Raw genomic sequence first — 20,368 nt, 5'->3', positions numbered from 1 at the left:
GATTTAATAATAAAAAAAGTGTTTGCTATAACCACTATATCATTTATAGCAAGTGTGTATAGATGGGAACAAAAAATAATAACGCGGTTATAAAAAAGGGCCGATGATCGGCCCTTTGTGCGGTTTGTCAGGTGACAATTATTTCTTCGCTTCGACCCATTTACCGTCGACAAAGAAGGCAGACCAACCGGTCGCTTTGCCATCTTTCTCAGAAGAAACATACTGCTGCTTCGTCTTACGGCTGAAGCGCACCATCGTCTTGTTACCTTGCGGATCTTCCTGCGGCGCATCGGCCAGATAACGCAGTTTTTCCGGCAGACGATCGCGGAATCGGAACAGCTCTTCGACCAACGGCGCGCGGGTTTCACGCGATTTCGGGAAGGTGTTCGCCGCCAGGAAGACCCCGGCAGCACCGTCACGCAGTACGAAGTAGGCGTCCGATTTCTCGCACGGCAACTCCGGTAACGGAACCGGATCTTCTTTCGGCGGTGCGACTTCACCGTTGCGCAGGATCTTACGGGTGTTCTTACACTCTTCGTTAGTGCAGGCCATGTACTTACCAAAACGCCCCATTTTCAGGTGCATTTCAGAACCACATTTCTCACACTCGACGATCGGGCCGTCATAACCCTTAATGCGGAATTCACCCTCTTCGATCTCGTAACCGTCACAGGTCGGGTTATTACCGCAAACGTGCAGCTTGCGTTTCGGATCGATGAGATAGCTGTCCATTGCCGTGCCGCATTTCTGGCAGCGACGTTTTGCGCGCAGCGCGTTGGTTTCAGCGTCATCGCCTTCCAGTACGTTCAGCACTTCGTTTTCCGGCACCAGGTTGATGGTGGTTTTGCAGCGCTCTTTCGGCGACAGCGCATAACCGGAGCAGCCCAGGAATACCCCCGTACTGGCAGTACGAATGCCCATCTTGCGACCGCAGGTCGGGCAATCGATGCTGGTCAGCACCATCTCGTTCGGCTGCATGCCGCCCTCTTCTGGCGGTTTCTCAGCCGTTTCGAGCTGTTTGGTGAAATCACCGAAGAAGAGATCCAGCACCTGCTTCCACTCGGCTTCGTGGTTTGCCACGCGGTCGAGATGGTCTTCCATCTGTGCGGTAAAATCGTAGTTCATCAGTTCGCGGAAGTTCGCTTCCAGACGATCGGTAACGATCTCACCCATTTTTTCAGCGTAGAAACGGCGGTTTTCGGTGCGCACATAGCCGCGATCCTGAATGGTCGAAATGATCGACGCGTAGGTGGACGGACGGCCAATACCGCGTTTTTCCAGCTCTTTAACCAGCGAGGCTTCGCTAAAGCGCGCCGGCGGTTTGGTGAAGTGCTGAGCAGGCGTCAGTTCAACCAGAGAGAGTTTGTCTCCCTGATTAACCATCGGCAGCGTGCGGTCTTCATCGCCTTTGCGCAGCGCAGGCATAACCTTCGTCCAACCATCAAAACGCAGGGTACGACCGCGCGCCTTGAGTTTGAAATCACCCGCCTGCACCGTCAGCGTCGTGGAGTCGTACTGTGCCGGTGTCATCTGACAGGCAACAAACTGACGCCAGATCAGCTGATACAGTTTCTGCGCATCGGCTTCCATATCTTTCAGCGATTCAGCCACCACCGAGACATCGGAAGGACGAATCGCTTCGTGCGCTTCCTGAGAATTCTCTTTGCTGGCGTACTGGTTCGGGTTCTTCGGCAGATATTTATCGCCAAAGTTATCGCCGATATAACCACGCACCATGCTTACTGCGTCCTGGCTCAGGTTGGTAGAGTCGGTACGCATATAAGTAATGTGGCCCGCTTCATACAGACGCTGCGCCATCATCATGGTTTTTTTCACGCCAAAGCCCAGACGGGTGCTGGCGGCTTGCTGCAACGTGGAAGTGATAAACGGCGCGCCAGGCTTGCTGCTGGTCGGTTTATCTTCACGCTCAAGGACGCTGTAGCTCGCTTTTTCAAGCAGGCTAACGGCGGCCATTGTCTCGTCGCGGCTTACCGGACGGAAGGCTTTATCTTTCTGATGCGTCACTTCCAGCGGCAACGCATCGCCACCCGGCGTAGTGGTGCTGGCAACCACGTCCCAGAACTCTTCCGGTACGAAGGCTTTGATTTCGCGTTCGCGCTCAACCACCAGACGCACGGCAACGGATTGCACGCGGCCTGCGGACAAACCACGGGCGATTTTTTTCCACAGCAACGGCGACACCATATAGCCCACAACGCGGTCCATAAAGCGACGCGCCTGCTGCGCGTTAACACGATCGATATTCAGTTCGCCCGGCTTTTCAAACGCCTGACGAATCGCATTTTTTGTAATTTCGTTGAACACCACGCGGCTATAGCGCGAATCATCTCCACCAATCACTTCCCGCAGGTGCCATGCAATGGCTTCCCCTTCGCGGTCAAGGTCGGTTGCGAGATAGATGTGGTCGGCTTTTTCCGCCAGTTGCTTAAGTTCTGAAACTACCTTTTCTTTACCCGGGAGCACTTCGTAGTGCGCTTTCCAGTCATGCCATGGGTCAACGCCCATGCGATTAACCAGCGCGCCACGTTCATCCTTTTTAGGCTTTTTGGCCGTTTTGGTGGAGGCAGAGTCAGCGCTCTTTTTGGCGGCTGAGCCACTTGTCGGCAAATCGCGGATATGACCGACGCTGGACTTAACCACGTAGTCATTACCCAGATACTTATTGATCGTTTTGGCTTTTGCCGGGGACTCAACGATAACGAGAGCTTTACCCATATTCACCTTTACCTAATTTGATTCTTCCAGAATACATCGCACATTGAGTCACCTGTCCACTGGCGACAAGCCTTGTATGTTGCGGCGGTCTCAATGGATATCAACCCTTTAGCCACCCACTTCACATCCTGAAGCCAGGCGGTTGAGTTCACTGACGTTTTACCGCCAGGTGCTATAGCACGAAGAATTTTCGGTCGAATGTCAAGCAAATCTGTTGCCAGATTGCCGAAAGCGTCACACTGTACCTGATAAAATTCGTTACGCAACTTTATTAGCACGCATTTGTTAAACGCGCCAGAAAGGCAGGTACAGGCTTAACCTTAACTATAGCCCTGAAGTTTCAAGGGAGTATTTGCCCCGAGCGCGTGCCCGGCGTAAACTAGGGGAAGTTTTTCGAGGAGTAGAAAATGTCTGGTAATACACAACCCATCGATCGTCAAACTCTGCTTATTGAAGCAAACCGACTCATCCGTGAACATGAAGATACCTTAGCTGGCATCGAAGCCACGGGCGTAGAACAGCGCAATGGCGTATTGATATTCAGCGGCGAGTATTTCCTGGATGAACAAGGCCTGCCCACGCCGAAAAGCACGGCAGTATTTAACATGTTTAAATACCTTGCCCATCAGCTTTCCGAGAAATATCACCTGGTCGACTAACACACGTTGAGTCAGGCGATCTCACAGCCCGGCAGTGAGCCTACCGGGCTGTCCTGAGACTTACATCAACGGCTTTTGCCCCCGCTGCCACCAGCGCAGCAGCAGACGATCCGCACTTTCTGCCGCACTCCCGGTGAAACGGTCCATCATTTTCTTGCGCTGTTTATAACTCACGCTCATCACTTCGCGATCTTTCATCAGGTTCAGCAGCAGTTCATCGCTGGTACCCACTACATCCACCAGCCCTTTCTCCTGCGCCTGCACGCCGTACCAGTGCTCACCGGTCGCCACCGCGTCGATATCAAGCGTTGGCCGCATCTCTTTAACGAAAGCCTTAAACAGATGATGGGTTTCGTTAAGATCTTCGCGGAATTTCTGCCGCCCCTCTTCCGTATTTTCCCCCAGCAGCGTCAGGGTACGTTTGTACTGGCCCGCCGTGTGCAACTCGATATCAATATCTTTATTTTTCAGAAAACGATGCAGGTTCGGAATTTGCGCGACCACGCCAATGGAGCCAAGAATGGCAAACGGCGCAGCGACGATTTTATTCGCCACGCAGGCCATCATATAGCCGCCGCTTGCCGCCACTTTATCGACCGCCACCGTCAACGGGATCTGCTTATCGCGGATGCGTTGTAGCTGAGACGACGCCAGGCCGTAACCGTGCACCACACCACCAGGGCTTTCCAGACGCACCACCACTTCATCTTGCGGCGTGGCGACCGTCAGCACCGCAGTGACCTCTTCACGCAGCGAGGCAACTTCATGTGCATCCATACTGCCTTTAAAATCAATCACCCACACGCGCGGTTTGCCTGAAGGCGTTGCGTTGCCCTGTTTGGCCTTTGCTTTTGCCGCCTTTGCCTCAAGTTTGGCTTTTTTCTTTTGTTCTTTATGCCAGAGTTTTTGCTGTGGGCCGTCGAGCAGCGCCACCGCTAAATCCTCCTGCATCTCTTTATGTTGTTCGCTGAGATTGGTTACCCGCAGCTCTCCACGTTGCCGCTTGCGCTGTGACAAATTGATAATAAGTGCTGCGATTACAATGATTGCGACGACAACCGTCACGATCTTCGCCAAAAACAGACCATATTGAAAAAGAATTTCCACGCTTTCACCTTGTACAAATCCACTGAATCTGTGGACCAGTGTACAACACCGTTTTCGCTACGTCTCGACCACGATTAAAGCCTGCGAGGCGCTTTCCGTAATTCAAATTGGCTGATGAAATCATTGCAAATTGTTAATTTTACGTTGACTCTCCTCCTGGCTGATTGAAATAGTGGCGCGATTAGGGCATAAAGCCCAAAAGCCATGAAAAGAACACAGATTGTGGTAGCGAAAAGCCACAAAGGAGTCGTCGTGCACTACCAGCCCAAACGCGATTTGTTGCAAAACCGTATAATTCTGGTCACCGGTGCCAGTGATGGTATTGGTCGGGAAGCAGCCATCACCTACGCACGCTATAGCGCTAGCGTAGTTTTACTTGGTCGTAATGAAGAAAAATTACGCGCCGTCGCGCAAGAAATTGAAAACCACGGCGGATTGCCCGTACGCTGGTTCACCCTCGACCTGCTCACCTGTACACCACAGGATTGCCAGCAGGTTGCTCAGCAAATCAGCATGCATTACCCGCGCCTTGACGGCGTGCTGCATAACGCCGGGCTGCTCGGCGAGGTGGTGCCGATGTCTGAACAGAATCCCGACATCTGGCAACAGGTGATGCAGGTTAACGTCAACGGTACCTTTATGTTGACCCAGGCGTTACTGCCGCTGTTGTTGCAGTCTGAAGCAGGCTCACTGGTCTTTACCTCCTCAAGCGTAGGCCGCCAGGGGCGCGCCAACTGGGGGGCCTATTCCGTTTCCAAATTCGCCACCGAAGGCATGATGCAGGTGCTGGCCGAGGAGTATCAAAACCGCCTGCGCGTCAACTGCATTAACCCCGGCGGTACGCGAACCAGCATGCGTGCCAGCGCGTTTCCGACGGAAGATCCGTTAAAACTGAAAACACCTGCCGATATCATGCCGCTCTATTTGTGGCTGATGGGCGACGATAGTCGCCGCAAAACAGGGATGACTTTCGATGCCCAACCAGGCCGTAAACCGGGGATTGCCCAATGAGTGATGAACGTTACCGCGAGCGCCAGCAGCGCGTGAAAGATAAAGTCGATGCCCGGGTGGCGGCCGCTCAGGAAGAGCGTGGCATTATCATGGTCTTTACCGGCAACGGGAAAGGCAAAACCACCGCTGCCTTTGGGACGGCGACGCGCGCCGTCGGACACGGCAAAAAAGTCGGTGTCATCCAGTTTATTAAAGGCACCTGGCCCAATGGTGAGCGTAATTTGCTGGAGCCCCACGGAGTCGAGTTTCAGGTAATGGCGACCGGTTTTACCTGGAATACGCAGGACCGCGAGAGCGATACGGCCGCCTGTATGGCCGTCTGGCAACACGCCAAACGCATGCTGGCCGATGCATCGCTGGACTTAGTTGTGCTGGATGAGCTGACCTATATGGTGGCCTATGACTATCTGCCGCTGGAAGAGGTGCTGAGCGCGTTACGCCAGCGCCCGACGCACCAGTCGGTGATCATTACCGGTCGCGGCTGTCACCGCGATATCACCGAGATGGCCGACACCGTCAGTGAACTGCGTCCGGTGAAACATGCGTTTGACGCGGGTATCAAAGCGCAGATTGGCATCGATTATTAAACAAAGAAATGCCGGAAAGGTGAACCTTTCCGGCGGTACGGCTTAGAACGAGACGGTTACGCCTGCGTAGTACGCGCGGCCTGGTTCGTTATACGTTGATGCACCGTCGTTTTCGCGATAAACCCGTTTATCAAACAGATTGTTGATCCCGGCATTGGCGCGCAGGTTTTTGGTGATGTCGTAATTGACGTTCAGGCCAAAAATGGAGTACGGGCTGATTTCACGGTTCGACATCTCACCCGCTTCGTTGCGGATCTCCGCATTCTGGCGCGGCTTCTGACGACCATACTGTGTCCAGCTTAATGTGGTATCCAGTTTGTCGGTGACCTGCCAGTCGAGCTGCGAGTTAATGGTAAATTCCGGAATAACCGAGAGTGGGTTACCGGTTTTTTTGCTTTCGGAGCGGAACATATAGGTTGCGTTGGTGCGCCACTCGAGGACATCGCGCAGCACAGGAATGGTCAGGTTGCCTTCCAGACCCTCAACGATCGCTTTACCGCCGTTTTCCCAACGCAGGATATTGGCACCATTTGAGGCGTAACCCACCACATCATCCCCTGCCACGATTTTGTTTTTATAATCGTTGCGGAACCAGGTCACCCCTGCCGCATAGCCGTTGTCATGGAACTCAATCCCCACTTCTTTGTTGACGCTGATTTCCGGATCGAGGTCTTCATTACCTAACAGGAAGCAACTACCGGTACTAACCCCGACCGGGCAACCATTGCCACGCGTAGAGAGCAGATATCCCTCAGTAGACTGATAGAGGTTTGGCGCTTTAAACGCCCGCGCGATCCCCGCTTTCAGGGTGAACATATCGCCTAAGCCCTGCGAAATATTCAGGCTCGGGCTCCAGTTGGCTCCAAAAGTGTCGTGATAATCAAAACGCAAACCGGGCAGAACCTGGGTGCTGTCCGTCGCGGCAATGTTATCTTCAAAATAGAGAGAGCTGATGGTTGAACTGTTTTTGCTGCTGCGGTCGCTGGCGCTGCCCGAGACATTACCCACCGTTACGCCCGTGCTATCTGTCGCCGTCATCGAGGCAGGATCGTTCAGTTCATCACGGTTCCACTCCGCGCCCAGCGTGACGGTTTGATCCACCAGCAACTGGAGCGGGAAGTTCACTTCGCCACCGGCACGATAGCTTTCGAGACGGCTGGTTGAATAATCATCACTGTTGATCATCCCTTCCACTTTACCGGTGGAGCCTTCATCCAGACGCGTGTTGTTGGTCTTTTCGTAGTTGAAATTGAGTTTCGACGTTCCCCAGTCCCAGATGCCGTTGTAGGTGATGCCGTAGTTCTGGCGGTACATGCGGTTGGTTTCGTCACCATACAGCGTCTGCACTAACCCGCCTGGGCTGACGTTGCTGTTGCTGTACTGAGTATCGCCCGCGTAGATATTCCCCTGGCGACTATAGCCATAGCTGAAGTCGACAATCTGCAACGGGGTAATTTTCCACGATACGACTGCGTTGATATCTTTATTACGCACGCCTTCACGCCCCGCAGCAGCGGAACCGTTCTGGGCGGTATTGATGTCATAGGCATCAGCGTCCGTTTTGTTCAGATTGCCGTACAGACGCATGGTCAGCGCATCTCCGGCCAGCGGTCCGCTCAGGTTAAAGTTAGCGCGTTTGGTCGCGCCTTCTTTGCTGTCTTCCGGCTGATTGGTGAACAGAGAGAGCGAGCCGTGCCAGTCGTTGGTCGGACGTTTGGTAATGATATTCACCACCCCGCCCGCCGCACCGGAGCCATAGCGCGCCGCCGCCGGGCCACGAATCACTTCGATGCGCTCAACCATTTCCGCCGGAACCCAGTTGGTGTCACCGCGCGTATCACGTTCCCCGCGCCAGCTGTAACGCACAGAGTTACGCGATGTCACCGGTACGCCATCAACCATAATCAGGGTGTTTTCCGGCCCCATGCCACGGATATCGATCTGGCGGTTGTTGCCACGGCTACCACTGGCACTGTTTCCCGTCAGGTTAACGCCAGGCATTTTGCGGATGATGTCGGAGAGGTCGTTCACCGGCGGGCTTTTCTGGATATCTTCAGCGGTGATGGTAGAGACGCCTGGCTGCTGCTTGAGCTCCTGCTCAGCGGTAACAATCATGGTTTCGTTATCGGCAAGCGATTCTGTCGGCTCCTCGTTGGCGGCCCACGCGCTGGTACTCAGCAGGCTGGCTAAAAAGAGAGCAATTGGTTTTTTTCGTGTTGTTACAGAAGTATACATTCCATCATTCCCTGTCATGAATCATAAAATCAAGTGCGCATACTAATGATAATTATTCGCATTTCACATATGATTCATGGAATCTCCTTCACATCTCCTTTTTTGCGTAAGAAACAATCAAATCGATAGATTTTGTGAAGGCGGGATGTCAGGCACAAAAAAACCGGGCAAACATTACTGTTTGCCCGGTTTGATAATCAGAAGAGTGATTAACCGTTACTGCGGCTTCCCCCACCACGACGCGGGTTGCTCACCTGGCTATGGCGTTTCACCGCGCGGCGAATCTGATTCGCCTTCATGCGACGTCTGTCTTTCTCAACAGCCACTTTTGAAGCCGTTTCAGGTGGCAGTTCAACCAGCTCACGCAGGTAGTTGGTCTGCGCCAGATCGAGTTCGGTATAGCCACCGCGCGGCAGGCCTTTTGGCAGCGGGATATCGCCGTAGCGAACGCGGATAAGGCGGCTAACCTGCACGCCAACGGCTTCCCAAAGACGACGCACTTCGCGGTTACGGCCTTCCGTCAGTGTCACGTTGTACCACTGGTTGATGCCTTCCCCACCGGTAAACTTGATGGTTTTAAACGCCGCCGGGCCATCTTCGAGCTGTACGCCACGAGAAAGCTCGCGCACTTTGCTGTCATCAATCTGGCCGAACACGCGCACCGCGTATTCACGTTCAACTTCACGGCTTGGGTGCATCAGGCGGTTTGCCAGTTCACCATCGGTGGTGAACAGCAGCAGGCCGCAGGTGTTGACGTCCAGACGACCGACGGCAATCCAGCGCGCGCCGCGCAGTTTTGGCAGACGATCGAATACGGTTGGGCGACCTTCAGGGTCGTTACGCGTACAGAGTTCACCTTCCGGCTTGTAATAAGCCAGAACGCGACAAATTTGTTCTACGGATTCTTTAACGGAAATCAGATGGCCATCAATACGAATTTTAAGGCCAGGGATCACTTCAACGCGATCGCCGAGTTTGGCGATTTTGCCGTCGACGCTCACGCGCCCCGCTTCAATAATCGCTTCGATTTCACGACGGGAGCCGTGGCCGGCACGCGCCAGCACTTTTTGCAGTTTTTCGCTTTTATCGCTCATAGAGCTTCCTTCCGGTGTCGCCTTCACAGGCGTCTGGGTATACTTTCAAAAACAATGCGTTAAGTTCAGTTAAACCCTAACTCATTGAAAGGTATCTTTTACACGTCAAATGGCGCACCACGTGCGCCATAACAATAATTCGTGGCCGCGTATCTTACATGAATTTCTGATGAAAAGATTCATCTGGTTTATTCACGTTTACAGGAACGGCTTCACATCGCCCACGCCTTCACGCAGCACCACTGGCGCGTCGTCAGTTAAATCAATGACCGTGGTCGGCTGTTGGCCCAGATAACCACCATGAATAATCAAATCGACCACTTTTTCCAGACGGTCTTTAATCTCTTCCGGATCGGATTCGGTAAATTCGCTGCCCGGTAGCATCAGGGAGGTCGAAAGCATTGGCTCGCCTAATGCTTCCAGCAATGCCTGGGCGATGGGGTTAGACGGCACGCGCATGCCGATGGTTTTACGCTTTTCCTGCAACAGACGGCGCGGCACCTCTTTCGTCCCTTTCAGGATGAAGGTGTAATTGCCCGGCGTGTTGTTTTTCATCAGGCGAAACGCCACGTTATCGACGTAAGAATAGGTCGACAGTTCGGACAAGTCGCGGCACATCAGCGTAAAGTTGTGGCCATCTGGCAGATGACGAATACGACAGATGCGTTCCATCGCGCCTTTATCTTCAATTTTGCAGCCCAGCGCGTAGCCGGAATCGGTTGGGTAGACAATCACCCCACCTTTGCGCACGATCTCAACCGCCTGGTTAATCAGTCGCGCCTGCGGGTTATCCGGGTGGATGTAAAAAAACTGACTCATACTTCCCTCTCAGTAGAATTCTGTGGCGTCTCGAAGCGTTGCCAGATGCCCTCTACCCCGGCGGGTAGCCACAGCTTACGGCCCAGTTCTATCCATGGGCAGGGTTGATGAAAATCAGAACCCTGCGAGGCCAGTAACGCGTATTCTCGGGCATAGGTTGCAAGCTGAGCGCGCTCGTGTGGCGCCTGCTGGCACTGCGCGACTTCCATCGCATCGCCACCCTGTTCACTGAAGTGGGCCAGCAATCTTTTCAGCCACTTGGCAGACAGGTTGTAACGAGCCGGATGGGCCATTACCGCCACGCCGCCTGAATGATGAATGACATCAATAGCTTCCCTTATTGTACACCACTGTGGCGGAACGTATCCCGTTTTCCCGCGCGCGAGATATTTTTTAAACACATCACCAATGGTGTTCGCTTTCCCCTGCTCCACCAGGAAACGGGCGAAATGCCCGCGCGTTACCGCACCGCCGTCGGCCAGTCGCTGTGCGCCTTCCAGCGCGCCGGGAATATGCGCTTTCTCAAGACGCTCGGCTATCATCGCCGCCCGCTCGTTGCGGCGCGCTTTTTGCTGATTCAGAAAGGCGGTTAAGGCCGGATGCGCAATATCAATATTCAGGCCGACAATATGAATTTCATGATTTTCCCACAGCGTCGAAATCTCAACGCCGGTAATTAAGTTCAGCGCCAGCCCGGCACGCGCGATCTCTGCCTGCGCCAGAGGGATGCCATCGACAGTGTCGTGATCGGTGATCGCCAGCGTACCTACGCGCATTTCTCCGGCGCGATGCACCAGCGCTTCCGGCGTCAGTCGACCATCAGAGGCGGTGGTATGGCTGTGAAGATCGTAAATCACTGCGTATGTTGTGTCGCTCAAAACGGCTCCCGTACATCTTAATGGCTCAATTCAGCGGGCAATTACACCACAGGAAGCATTAACGACAATAATCATTTTCCCGCAAAGGGCCTTTTTGTACACCTTTCGCAGGTTGTTGAAGAGTGTTGAGGCACGCTTCATTTCGATACGGGCTATACAATGTCATTTGATCGCCTGTATGTGCTCCTGCAGGCGGCGACGTGTTCAGCGACGTGGCATAAAACCAGGTCGTGCCATCGGGATAAATCACCGTGTTCTCGTTGCCATGCGCATTTTCGATGAGACGCACCACGTATTCCGGTTTGAGTACCAGCGTTAAATTCACCGCCGTTTTTTGATCCACATCGACGAATAGAGTTCTGGGCTGCGCAGGCAACCAACGTGCCGTTTCGGCAGGCTTTAACGCCAACGCACCGGACGGATCGATGGTGATGAGTTCATCCCATGAACCGGCGTCCGATTCGTGGCGAAGTGTGTAAATAACGGGGCGGAAAGGGTCATTAGGCCTGCACGGCGGCAGATTTATTTGGCTATCATTGGTACAGCGTTCAATATCAAATTGAGCGTTCACCAGCATCATTCGGGGCGGTGCGAACTGCCAGCTAAACTGCGTTGTTATCGACTGTAAATGCCAGGCGCATTTGCCAAAGTCATCGAGCGGTAAATCGACCTGATAAGTATGGGCCGTTTCTTCTACGCGAAAGGTGCGAGAAAGCGTGGACGTTGAACGGTAGTCGTTGTCCGGCCCCGCTTCACGCAATAATTCTTCCCCGCTACACGATGCAGAGCCGTACTCCGCAGTGATCTGCAACGCTGTCTGTGCCGGAATCTCTCCGCGCAGCGTCAACTTCACATCATCAGGAGAAATGTAAATGGCATCCACCGTTCGATCGGCATAGCGCAGACATAACCCACCGCTGGCACCCGCCAGCAGGATAATGAACAGCATATGCTTGATTTTCAGTGAGGCAGACATTGATGTTCCCTATCAATTGTAATGTCTACCGCTATTTTACTCTCAATCTCGCTTTAAGCGTGAAAAAGCGTTGACAAGCCCAGCTCGAACTAGTTAACTAGTACGCAAGTTCACTTAAGCAAGGTATCGGCAAATGAAGACGAAAATCAATGTACTGCATGGTTGGTGGCGCACTCCCAGATAACGGGCAGTGTCATCACGTCTGCATTATGCAAACAGATACCCGGCCCGCCACTGAGCGGGCTTTTTATTGAACACTTATTTTACAGAACAGGCGAAACAAACAATGCAAACACCAAAACCAACGCTTGAGCTTCTGACCAGTGACGCGATTTATCGTGAAAACCCCACCGCGCTGTTTCATCAGTTATGCGGTTCACGCCCGGCGACATTGCTGCTGGAATCTGCGGATATCGACAGTAAAAACGATTTAAAAAGCCTGCTACTGGTCGACAGTGCGCTGCGTATTACCGCACTCGGTGACACTGTCACCATTCAGGCGCTAACCGAAAACGGCGCGTCACTGCTGCCGCTGCTGGATGCGGCGCTGCCAGCGGGTGTTGACAACCAGCATCAGGCCAGCGGCCGCGTGCTGACTTTCCCGGCAGTCAGTCAATTGCTGGATGAAGATGCGCGTCTGTGTTCACTTTCTGTATTTGACGCGTTCCGCCTGCTGCAAACGCTGGTGACGCTGCCAGAAGACGAACGCGATGCAATGTTCTTTGGCGGGCTGTTCGCTTATGACCTGGTGGCCGGTTTTGAAGACCTGCCAACGCTTGAGAGCGACACCTCCTGCCCGGACTACTGCTTCTACCTGGCGGAAACCCTGCTGGTGATTGACCACCAGACCAAAAACACGCGCATTCAGGCCAGCCTGTTCACCCCATCATTAAGCGAAAAAGACCGTCTGCTGCAACGCATTGCGGAGCTGCGTCAACAACTGAACGAGCCACCTGCGGCTCTGCCGGTGGAAACTGTTGAACAGATGCGCTGCGAGACCAATCAAAGTGATGAAGAGTACGGTGATGTGGTGCGCAAAATGCAAAAAGCGATTCGCGCCGGGGAAATTTTCCAGGTGGTGCCGTCTCGTCGCTTCTCACTGCCCTGCCCGTCGCCGCTGGCCGCTTATGATGTTCTGAAAAAGAGCAACCCAAGCCCGTATATGTTCTTCATGCAGGATAACGACTTCACCCTGTTCGGCGCTTCACCGGAAAGCTCGCTGAAATATGAAGCCACCAGCCGCCAGATTGAGATCTACCCGATTGCCGGTACCCGCCCACGCGGTCGTCGCGCAGACGGTTCTCTGGACCGCGACCTTGATAGCCGCATTGAGCTGGAAATGCGCACCGACCATAAAGAGCTGTCGGAGCATCTGATGCTGGTTGACCTCGCGCGTAATGACCTGGCGCGCATTTGTACACCGGGCAGCCGCTATGTGGCGGACCTCACCAAAGTTGACCGTTACTCCTTCGTCATGCATCTGGTTTCTCGCGTTGTCGGCGAGCTGCGTAAAGATCTCGACGTGCTACACGCCTATCGCGCCTGCATGAACATGGGCACCCTGAGCGGCGCACCGAAGGTTCGCGCAATGCAACTTATCGCTGGCGCAGAAGGCAAGCGTCGCGGCAGCTACGGCGGCGCGGTTGGCTACTTCACCGCTCACGGCGATCTGGATACCTGCATTGTGATCCGCTCCGCCTTCGTTGAAAACGGCGTTGCCACCGTTCAGGCTGGCGCAGGCGTGGTACTGGATTCTGTTCCCCAGTCCGAAGCCGATGAAACACGTAATAAAGCACGCGCGGTACTGCGCGCTATCGCGACCGCACACCACGCACAGGAGATTTTCTGATGGCTGACATTCTGCTGCTCGATAATATCGACTCATTCACCTATAACCTTGCAGATCAGCTACGCGCCAACGGTCACAACGTGGTGATTTATCGCAACCATGTGCCCGCTCAAACGTTAATTGAACGTCTGGGCACCATGAAAAACCCGGTGCTGATGCTCTCGCCAGGCCCTGGCGCGCCGTCCGAAGCCGGTTGTATGCCGGAACTGTTGACCCGCATGCGTGGCAAGTTGCCGATTATCGGTATCTGCCTCGGACATCAGGCGATTGTCGAAGCCTATGGCGGCTACGTTGGTCAGGCTGGTGAAATCCTGCACGGGAAAGCGTCAAGCATTGAACACGACGGCCAGGCAATGTTTGCCGGGCTGAGCAATCCGCTGCCAGTCGCCCGCTACCACTCGCTGGTTGGCAGCAATATTCCCGCGGGCTTAACCATTAACGCGCACTTTAACGGCATGGTGATGGCGGTTCGCCACGATGCGGATCGCGTGTGTGGTTTCCAGTTCCACCCGGAATCGATTTTGACCACGCAGGGCGCACGCCTGCTGGAACAAACCCTGGCATGGGCGCTGCAAAAACTGGAGCAGACCAACACCCTGCAACCGATTCTGGAAAAACTGTATCAGGCGCAAACCCTGACGCAACAGGAAAGCCACCAGCTTTTTTCTGCCGTGGTTCGCGGCGAAGTGAAACCGGAGCAGCTGGCTGCCGCGCTGGTCAGCATGAAAATTCGCGGTGAGAGCCCGATTGAAATTGCCGGGGCGGCCACCGCATTACTGGAAAACGCCGCACCGTTCCCACGACCGGACTATCCGTTTGCCGATATCGTCGGCACCGGTGGCGACGGTAGCAATAGCATCAATATCTCCACCGCCAGCGCCTTTGTCGCGGCGGCCTGTGGGTTGAAAGTGGCGAAACACGGCAACCGTAGCGTCTCCAGCAAATCCGGATCATCGGACTTACTGGCAGCATTCGGCATCAATCTGGATATGAATGCTGATAAGTCGCGTAAAGCGCTGGATGAACTGGGCGTCTGTTTCCTGTTCGCACCGAAATACCACACCGGGTTCCGTTACGCGATGCCGGTTCGTCAGCAGTTGAAAACCCGTACGCTGTTTAACGTGCTGGGGCCGCTGATTAACCCGGCGCATCCGCCGCTGGCGCTGATTGGTGTCTACAGCCCGGAACTGGTGCTGCCGATTGCCGAAACCCTGCGCGTGCTCGGTTATCAGCGCGCCGCCGTGGTGCATAGCGGCGGGATGGATGAAGTGTCACTGCATGCGCCAACCGTCGTGGCCGAGCTTAATCAGGGCGAAATCAAGAGCTATCAGCTAACCGCCGCCGACTTTGGCCTTAAGCCTTACCACCAGGAAGAGCTGGCTGGCGGCACGCCGGAAGAAAACCGTGACATTCTCACGCGCTTGTTACAAGGTAAAGGTGAGACAGCGCATGAGTCCGCCGTCGCTGCCAACGTCGCCATGTTAATGCGCCTTTATGGCCATGAAGATTTAAAAGCCAACGCACAAAAAGTACTGGATGTTCTGCGCAGCGGTGCAGCCTATGATTGCGTCACCGCATTAGCGGCAAGAGGGTAAAAAATGCAGACCGTGTTAGCAAAAATCGTAGCCGATAAAGCGATTTGGGTAGAAGCCCGTAAACAACAACAACCGTTAGCCACGTTCCAGAATGATGTTCAGCCTACGCAGCGTAGTTTCTACGATGCGCTGCGCGGCACACGCACCGCCTTTATTCTGGAGTGTAAAAAAGCCTCTCCGTCGAAAGGCGTCATCCGTGATGATTTCGACCCGGCGCGTATTGCAGGTGTCTATAAGCATTATGCATCGGCTATTTCCGTGTTAACCGATGAGAAATATTTCCAGGGTAATTTTGAGTTTTTACCTATCGTCAGCAAAATCGCGCACCAGCCGATTCTGTGTAAGGACTTTATTATCGATCCTTACCAGATTTACCTGGCGCGTTTTTACCAGGCCGATGCCTGTCTACTGATGCTCTCGGTCCTTGATGATGAACAGTATCGTCAGCTCGCCGCCGTCGCCCACAGCCTGAAAATGGGCGTGCTGACGGAAGTGAGTAATGAAGAAGAGCTGGAACGCGCGATTGCGCTGGGCGCAAAAGTGGTCGGAATCAACAACCGCGACCTGCGCGACCTCTCTATCGACCTGAACCGTACCCGCCAGCTGGCGCCGCGTTTGGGCCATGACGTTACGGTGATCAGCGAATCGGGGATTAACACCTATGCCCAGGTACGCGAGTTAAGCCACTTTGCTAACGGTTTTCTGATTGGCTCTGCGCTGATGTCGCACGACGATCTGAATACGGCAGTCCGCCGCGTGCTGCTGGGCGAAAATAAAGTCTGCGGGCTGACGCGTCCACAGGATGCACAGGCGGCATATGACGCTGGCGCAATTTTCGGGGGACTGATTTTTGTTGCCACCTCACCTCGTGCCGTAACGCCTGAACAGGCCCGTGAGGTGATGGCCGCCGCACCATTGAATTACGTGGGCGTCTTCCGCAATGCTCCTGTTCACGATGTCGTTGCACGTGCAAGTGAACTGTCGCTCGCCGCCGTACAACTGCACGGTAATGAAGATCAGGCGTATATCGACACCCTGCGCGTTCAGTTGCCGGCAACAGTGCAAATCTGGAAAGCCCTCAGCGTGGGCGAAACCCTGCCCGCGCGTAATATGAATCACGTGGATAAATACGTTTTCGATAACGGTCAGGGCGGTACCGGTCAACGTTTCGACTGGTCGCTGTTGCAGGGACAGGATCTCAGCAACGTGATTCTGGCAGGTGGATTAGGCGCAGATAACTGCGTAGACGCAGCCAAAAGCGGCTGTGCCGGGCTGGATTTTAATTCAGGTGTAGAGTCGCAACCGGGTGTAAAAGATGCCAGCAAACTGGCCTCGGTTTTCCAGACACTGCGCGCATATTAAGGTATGAAAGGAGCAACAATGAGCACGTTACTTAACCCCTATTTCGGCGAGTTTGGCGGAATGTACGTTCCGCAAATCCTGATGCCTGCGCTGCGTCAACTGGAAGAAGCCTTCGTCAGCGCGCAAAAAGATCCGGAATTTCAGGCGGAATTTACCGACCTGCTGAAAAACTACGCGGGTCGTCCGACTGCGCTGACCAAATGCCGTAACTTAACAGCGGGTACCAAAACCACGTTGTACCTGAAGCGTGAAGATCTGTTGCACGGTGGCGCGCACAAAACCAACCAGGTGCTGGGCCAGGCATTACTGGCTAAACGCATGGGTAAAGCCGAAATCATCGCCGAGACCGGCGCGGGTCAGCATGGTGTGGCATCGGCGCTCGCCTGTGCCCTGTTGGGTCTGAAGTGCCGCATCTATATGGGTGCGAAAGATATTGAACGCCAGTCACCGAACGTATTCCGTATGCGTTTGATGGGCGCGGAAGTGATTGCAGTGCACAGTGGTTCCGCCACGCTGAAAGATGCCTGTAACGAAGCGCTGCGCGACTGGTCTGGCAGCTACGAAACCGCGCACTATATGCTCGGCACGGCGGCAGGCCCACACCCGTTCCCGACCATTGTGCGTGAATTCCAGCGCATGATTGGCGAAGAAACCAAAGTTCAGGTGCTGGAAAAAGAAGGTCGTCTGCCAGACGCCGTCATCGCCTGTGTCGGAGGCGGCTCCAACGCCATCGGTATGTTTGCCGATTTTATTACTGAAACCAGCGTCGGTTTGATTGGTGTTGAACCTGCGGGGCATGGTATCGAAACCGGCGAGCACGGCGCGCCGCTGAAACATGGTCGCGTCGGTATCTACTTCGGTATGAAATCGCCGATGATGCAGACCGATGAGGGGCAGATTGAAGAATCTTACTCCATCTCTGCGGGCCTCGACTTCCCGTCTGTCGGGCCACAGCATGCGTATCTGAACAGCATTGGCCGCGCGGAGTATGTCTCTATTACCGATAACGAAGCGCTCGACGCCTTTAAAGAACTCAGCCGCCACGAAGGGATTATCCCGGCGCTGGAGTCGTCACACGCCCTGGCGCACGCGCTGAAAATGATGCGTGAAAATCCGGAGAAAGAGCAGCTTCTGGTGGTTAACCTCTCCGGTCGCGGCGACAAAGACATCTTCACCGTACACGATATTCTGAAAGCTCGAGGGGAAATCTGATGGAACGTTATGACAACCTGTTTGCAGAACTCACCGCCCGCAAGGAAGGCGCATTTGTTCCCTTTGTCACCCTCGGCGATCCGAACCCGGAGCAATCGCTGAAGATTATCGATGCGCTGATTGAAGGCGGCGCGGATGCGCTGGAGCTGGGTATTCCCTTCTCCGACCCGCTGGCGGACGGCCCGACCATTCAGAGTGCGACGCTGCGTGCGTTCGCCTCTCACGTCACGCCGACGCAGTGCTTTGAGATGCTGGCGACGATTCGCCAAAAACATCCGACCATGCCTATCGGCCTGTTGATGTATGCGAACCTGGTATTTAACCGCGGGATTGATGAATTTTACGCGGAATGTGCGCGAGTGGGTGTTGATTCAGTCCTGGTCGCCGATGTGCCGATTGAAGAGACTGCCCCGTTCCGCCAGGCTGCAATGCGCCATAATGTGGCGCCTATCTTCATCTGCCCGCCAAACGCCGACGACGAACTGCTGCGTCAGATTGCTTCACACGGTCGCGGTTATACCTACCTGCTTTCCCGTGCGGGTGTGACCGGAGCCGACAGCCGCGCGGCGCTTCCCCTGCATCACCTCGTTGAAAAACTGGCGGAATATCACGCCGCGCCTCCGTTACAGGGCTTTGGTATTTCTACACCAGAGCAGGTGCATGCCTCAATTGAAGCCGGTGCCGCCGGGGCGATTTCCGGTTCCGCCACGGTGAAAATTATCGAGAAGAATCTTGATAAGCCCGACGTTATGCTGGCCGAGTTGAAAGCCTTTGCGCAGGCTATGAAGGCGGCAACACGTCAGAAGTGATCGTGCCAGGGCCGGGCAAGCGTAGCGCCCCCGGCAAGATACAGGCACATTTTTAAAGCGTTATCTCTATGTAAAAGCTGCCAACCGGCAGCTTTTTCTTTTGGATGCGGAAAAAATGCAATTAACACAAACTGTAGGGTTGATATCTTAGATGAGAACCATTATCTTTCTCATTAACGAATAGTTGAGCAAATCACTCAAGTATTCGTTACGACATTGCTCACATTGCTTCCAGTATGACTTGCCCGCCTTCCAGCGGGCTTTTTTTTTATTCCACCACCCGCTCAATCGAGCCCTGGTCATTGATATACATGCAGCGATTTCTGCCTGACTGTTTACCCACGTACATCGCGCCGTCGGCACGTTCAAGCACGATACGCAGCAATTCCCCCGGAATTGCCCGTGTTAAGCCTGAGGTGACGGTAACCGGAATATCATATTGCCCAACCCTGATCTGATGATGCTCAATTGCACGCGTGATACGCAGGCCAGCCGCCATCGCTTCCGCCTCGCCCTTCGCCTTCAGGATCACGATAAATTCTTCGCCGCCAAAACGGTACACCGGCTCATAATTGCGCGTGCAGCTTTGCAATTTTTGCGCAAAGGCGCGCAAAACTTCATCACCAATAATATGTCCGTAGCTATCATTGATGCGTTTAAAGTGATCGATATCCAGAATCATCACGTACAGATCGCCGTTGCTGCGATCCATAACCTGGCTTTCGAATGATTCATCCAGGATTCTTCTCAACGGTAAACTGGTTAATGCATCATAACTTATACGTAGCTGTAATAAATGTGTCTGATAAACAGTTATGGCCGCGACAAATTCCTGAAGGGCATGTTCAAAATCATTAAACAGTGTCTCTTGTATATTATTCTGTAAAACTGAATCGACTAATTGACGACAAACTTCATGCACCCGAATATGTTTATCATTAATGGTTAATAAAAAACCTTTATCTTCGGTATGAGTGACCAGATATTGATTCAACCAGCCGCCAAACTGGCAGCAGTTATGTGCCTCGAGGCTGGTAATGTCATCCGGACTACCGTCGCGTTTTGCGATAAGGCGGAACGCCTGCACCAGCCAGCGATAGTGCCCCCCGACAGAACGATTCAACCCCGTAAGGAGTTCATCTATCTCTTTCAACTTCCTGTTCATCTGGCCTCCGACAATAACGTTAAGCGTGTGACGTGAAACATTAACAATAATTAATTAAAACTTTGTCAAGAAAGACAAAAAAATAGCATTCATCACTCAATATTTAATTAATTACAGGGAGAGCTGGCCCTGATTACAATACAATCTAATTAATAACTCTTACGAATACTCTCGTAATATTAGGAAAACTACAACAATACTGTTCGAGAATAAATGAAGACTTCCTGGTTAGGAAGTCTTTCTACGACAAAAATCTAAATCTGAGTGATTAGGC

16 protein-coding genes and 1 other annotated feature are annotated in these 20,368 nt (G+C 53.6%); of the genes, 8 read left to right on the top strand and 8 right to left on the bottom strand.

Annotated elements, in window-relative coordinates; all coding sequences use genetic code 11:
• Positions 1-138 precede the first annotated feature (138 nt).
• The gene (topA, locus tag AC1MKH_RS11295; protein ID WP_149464605.1) at positions 139-2,736 is read right to left on the bottom strand and encodes a type I DNA topoisomerase; all 2,598 of its coding nucleotides are present in this window, start codon (positions 2,734-2,736) and stop codon (positions 139-141) included.
• A gap of 407 nt (positions 2,737-3,143) precedes the next feature.
• Between topA and AC1MKH_RS11290 the strand changes: the two genes are divergently transcribed.
• The gene (locus AC1MKH_RS11290) at positions 3,144-3,395 is read left to right on the top strand and encodes a YciN family protein (protein WP_015964650.1); all 252 of its coding nucleotides are present in this window, start codon (positions 3,144-3,146) and stop codon (positions 3,393-3,395) included.
• Between the two features lie 60 nt (positions 3,396-3,455).
• Here AC1MKH_RS11290 and sohB read toward each other — a convergent pair whose 3' ends face one another.
• Entirely contained in the window at positions 3,456-4,502 is a 1,047-nt protein-coding gene (gene sohB / locus AC1MKH_RS11285; protein ID WP_276224268.1) for a protease SohB, read from the bottom strand.
• A gap of 252 nt (positions 4,503-4,754) precedes the next feature.
• Here sohB and AC1MKH_RS11280 point away from each other — a divergent pair, with 252 nt between their 5' ends.
• Together AC1MKH_RS11280 and cobO are read left to right on the top strand one after the other, a co-directional pair.
• A complete protein-coding gene (locus AC1MKH_RS11280; RefSeq protein WP_276224270.1) occupies positions 4,755-5,513 on the top strand; it encodes a YciK family oxidoreductase in 759 nt (252 codons plus the stop codon).
• Positions 5,510-6,100 (top strand): cob(I)yrinic acid a,c-diamide adenosyltransferase, encoded by a 591-nt coding sequence (cobO, locus tag AC1MKH_RS11275; protein ID WP_276224272.1) that lies wholly within the window; start codon positions 5,510-5,512, stop codon positions 6,098-6,100. Before AC1MKH_RS11280 ends, cobO begins: the two co-directional genes overlap by 4 nt.
• A gap of 42 nt (positions 6,101-6,142) precedes the next feature.
• Here cobO and AC1MKH_RS11270 read toward each other — a convergent pair whose 3' ends face one another.
• The 5 genes from AC1MKH_RS11270 to AC1MKH_RS11250 all read right to left on the bottom strand — a co-directional run bounded on the left by AC1MKH_RS11270 (position 6,143) and on the right by AC1MKH_RS11250 (position 12,075).
• On the bottom strand, positions 6,143-8,335 hold the full coding sequence (locus tag AC1MKH_RS11270; RefSeq protein ID WP_276224274.1) for a TonB-dependent siderophore receptor: 2,193 nt from the start codon (positions 8,333-8,335) through the stop codon (positions 6,143-6,145).
• Between the two features lie 209 nt (positions 8,336-8,544).
• A complete protein-coding gene (gene rluB / locus AC1MKH_RS11265) occupies positions 8,545-9,429 on the bottom strand; it encodes a 23S rRNA pseudouridine(2605) synthase RluB (RefSeq protein WP_015964655.1) in 885 nt (294 codons plus the stop codon).
• Between the two features lie 198 nt (positions 9,430-9,627).
• On the bottom strand, positions 9,628-10,248 hold the full coding sequence (locus tag AC1MKH_RS11260; protein WP_015964656.1) for an L-threonylcarbamoyladenylate synthase: 621 nt from the start codon (positions 10,246-10,248) through the stop codon (positions 9,628-9,630).
• Positions 10,245-11,126: an RNase RNM gene (gene rnm, locus AC1MKH_RS11255; RefSeq protein ID WP_015964657.1), complete on the bottom strand. Its 882-nt coding sequence runs from the start codon at positions 11,124-11,126 to the stop codon at positions 10,245-10,247. The genes AC1MKH_RS11260 and rnm overlap by 4 nt, the downstream gene beginning before the upstream one ends.
• A 58-nt stretch (positions 11,127-11,184) precedes the next feature.
• Positions 11,185-12,075, bottom strand: coding sequence for a hypothetical protein (locus tag AC1MKH_RS11250; protein WP_327621884.1), 891 nt, complete (start codon positions 12,073-12,075; stop codon positions 11,185-11,187).
• 184 nt (positions 12,076-12,259) lie between these two features.
• Positions 12,260-12,354, top strand: a sequence feature (Trp leader region).
• A gap of 34 nt (positions 12,355-12,388) precedes the next feature.
• Here AC1MKH_RS11250 and AC1MKH_RS11245 point away from each other — a divergent pair.
• The 5 genes from AC1MKH_RS11245 to trpA are packed head-to-tail and all read left to right on the top strand — an operon-like array spanning position 12,389 to position 18,929.
• Positions 12,389-13,951: an anthranilate synthase component 1 gene (locus tag AC1MKH_RS11245; RefSeq protein WP_276224280.1), complete on the top strand. Its 1,563-nt coding sequence runs from the start codon at positions 12,389-12,391 to the stop codon at positions 13,949-13,951.
• The gene (gene trpD / locus AC1MKH_RS11240) at positions 13,951-15,546 is read left to right on the top strand and encodes a bifunctional anthranilate synthase glutamate amidotransferase component TrpG/anthranilate phosphoribosyltransferase TrpD (RefSeq protein WP_015964659.1); all 1,596 of its coding nucleotides are present in this window, start codon (positions 13,951-13,953) and stop codon (positions 15,544-15,546) included. The genes AC1MKH_RS11245 and trpD overlap by 1 nt, the downstream gene beginning before the upstream one ends.
• A 3-nt stretch (positions 15,547-15,549) precedes the next feature.
• Positions 15,550-16,908: a bifunctional indole-3-glycerol-phosphate synthase TrpC/phosphoribosylanthranilate isomerase TrpF gene (gene trpCF, locus AC1MKH_RS11235; RefSeq protein WP_276224282.1), complete on the top strand. Its 1,359-nt coding sequence runs from the start codon at positions 15,550-15,552 to the stop codon at positions 16,906-16,908.
• Between the two features lie 18 nt (positions 16,909-16,926).
• On the top strand, positions 16,927-18,120 hold the full coding sequence (gene trpB / locus AC1MKH_RS11230; protein WP_276224284.1) for a tryptophan synthase subunit beta: 1,194 nt from the start codon (positions 16,927-16,929) through the stop codon (positions 18,118-18,120).
• Positions 18,120-18,929, top strand: a complete 810-nt coding sequence (gene trpA, locus AC1MKH_RS11225) for a tryptophan synthase subunit alpha (RefSeq protein WP_276224286.1) — start codon at positions 18,120-18,122, stop codon at positions 18,927-18,929. The genes trpB and trpA overlap by 1 nt, the downstream gene beginning before the upstream one ends.
• A 268-nt stretch (positions 18,930-19,197) precedes the next feature.
• Here trpA and AC1MKH_RS11220 read toward each other — a convergent pair whose 3' ends face one another.
• Positions 19,198-20,094 (bottom strand): diguanylate cyclase, encoded by an 897-nt coding sequence (locus tag AC1MKH_RS11220; protein ID WP_276224288.1) that lies wholly within the window; start codon positions 20,092-20,094, stop codon positions 19,198-19,200.
• Positions 20,095-20,368: the final 274 nt, after the last annotated feature.

The organism is Pseudocitrobacter sp. CD920760, assembly GCF_057782505.1.
The sequence above is the reverse complement of the archived record's forward strand: the minus strand, read 5'-3'. Positions and strand labels throughout refer to the sequence as shown.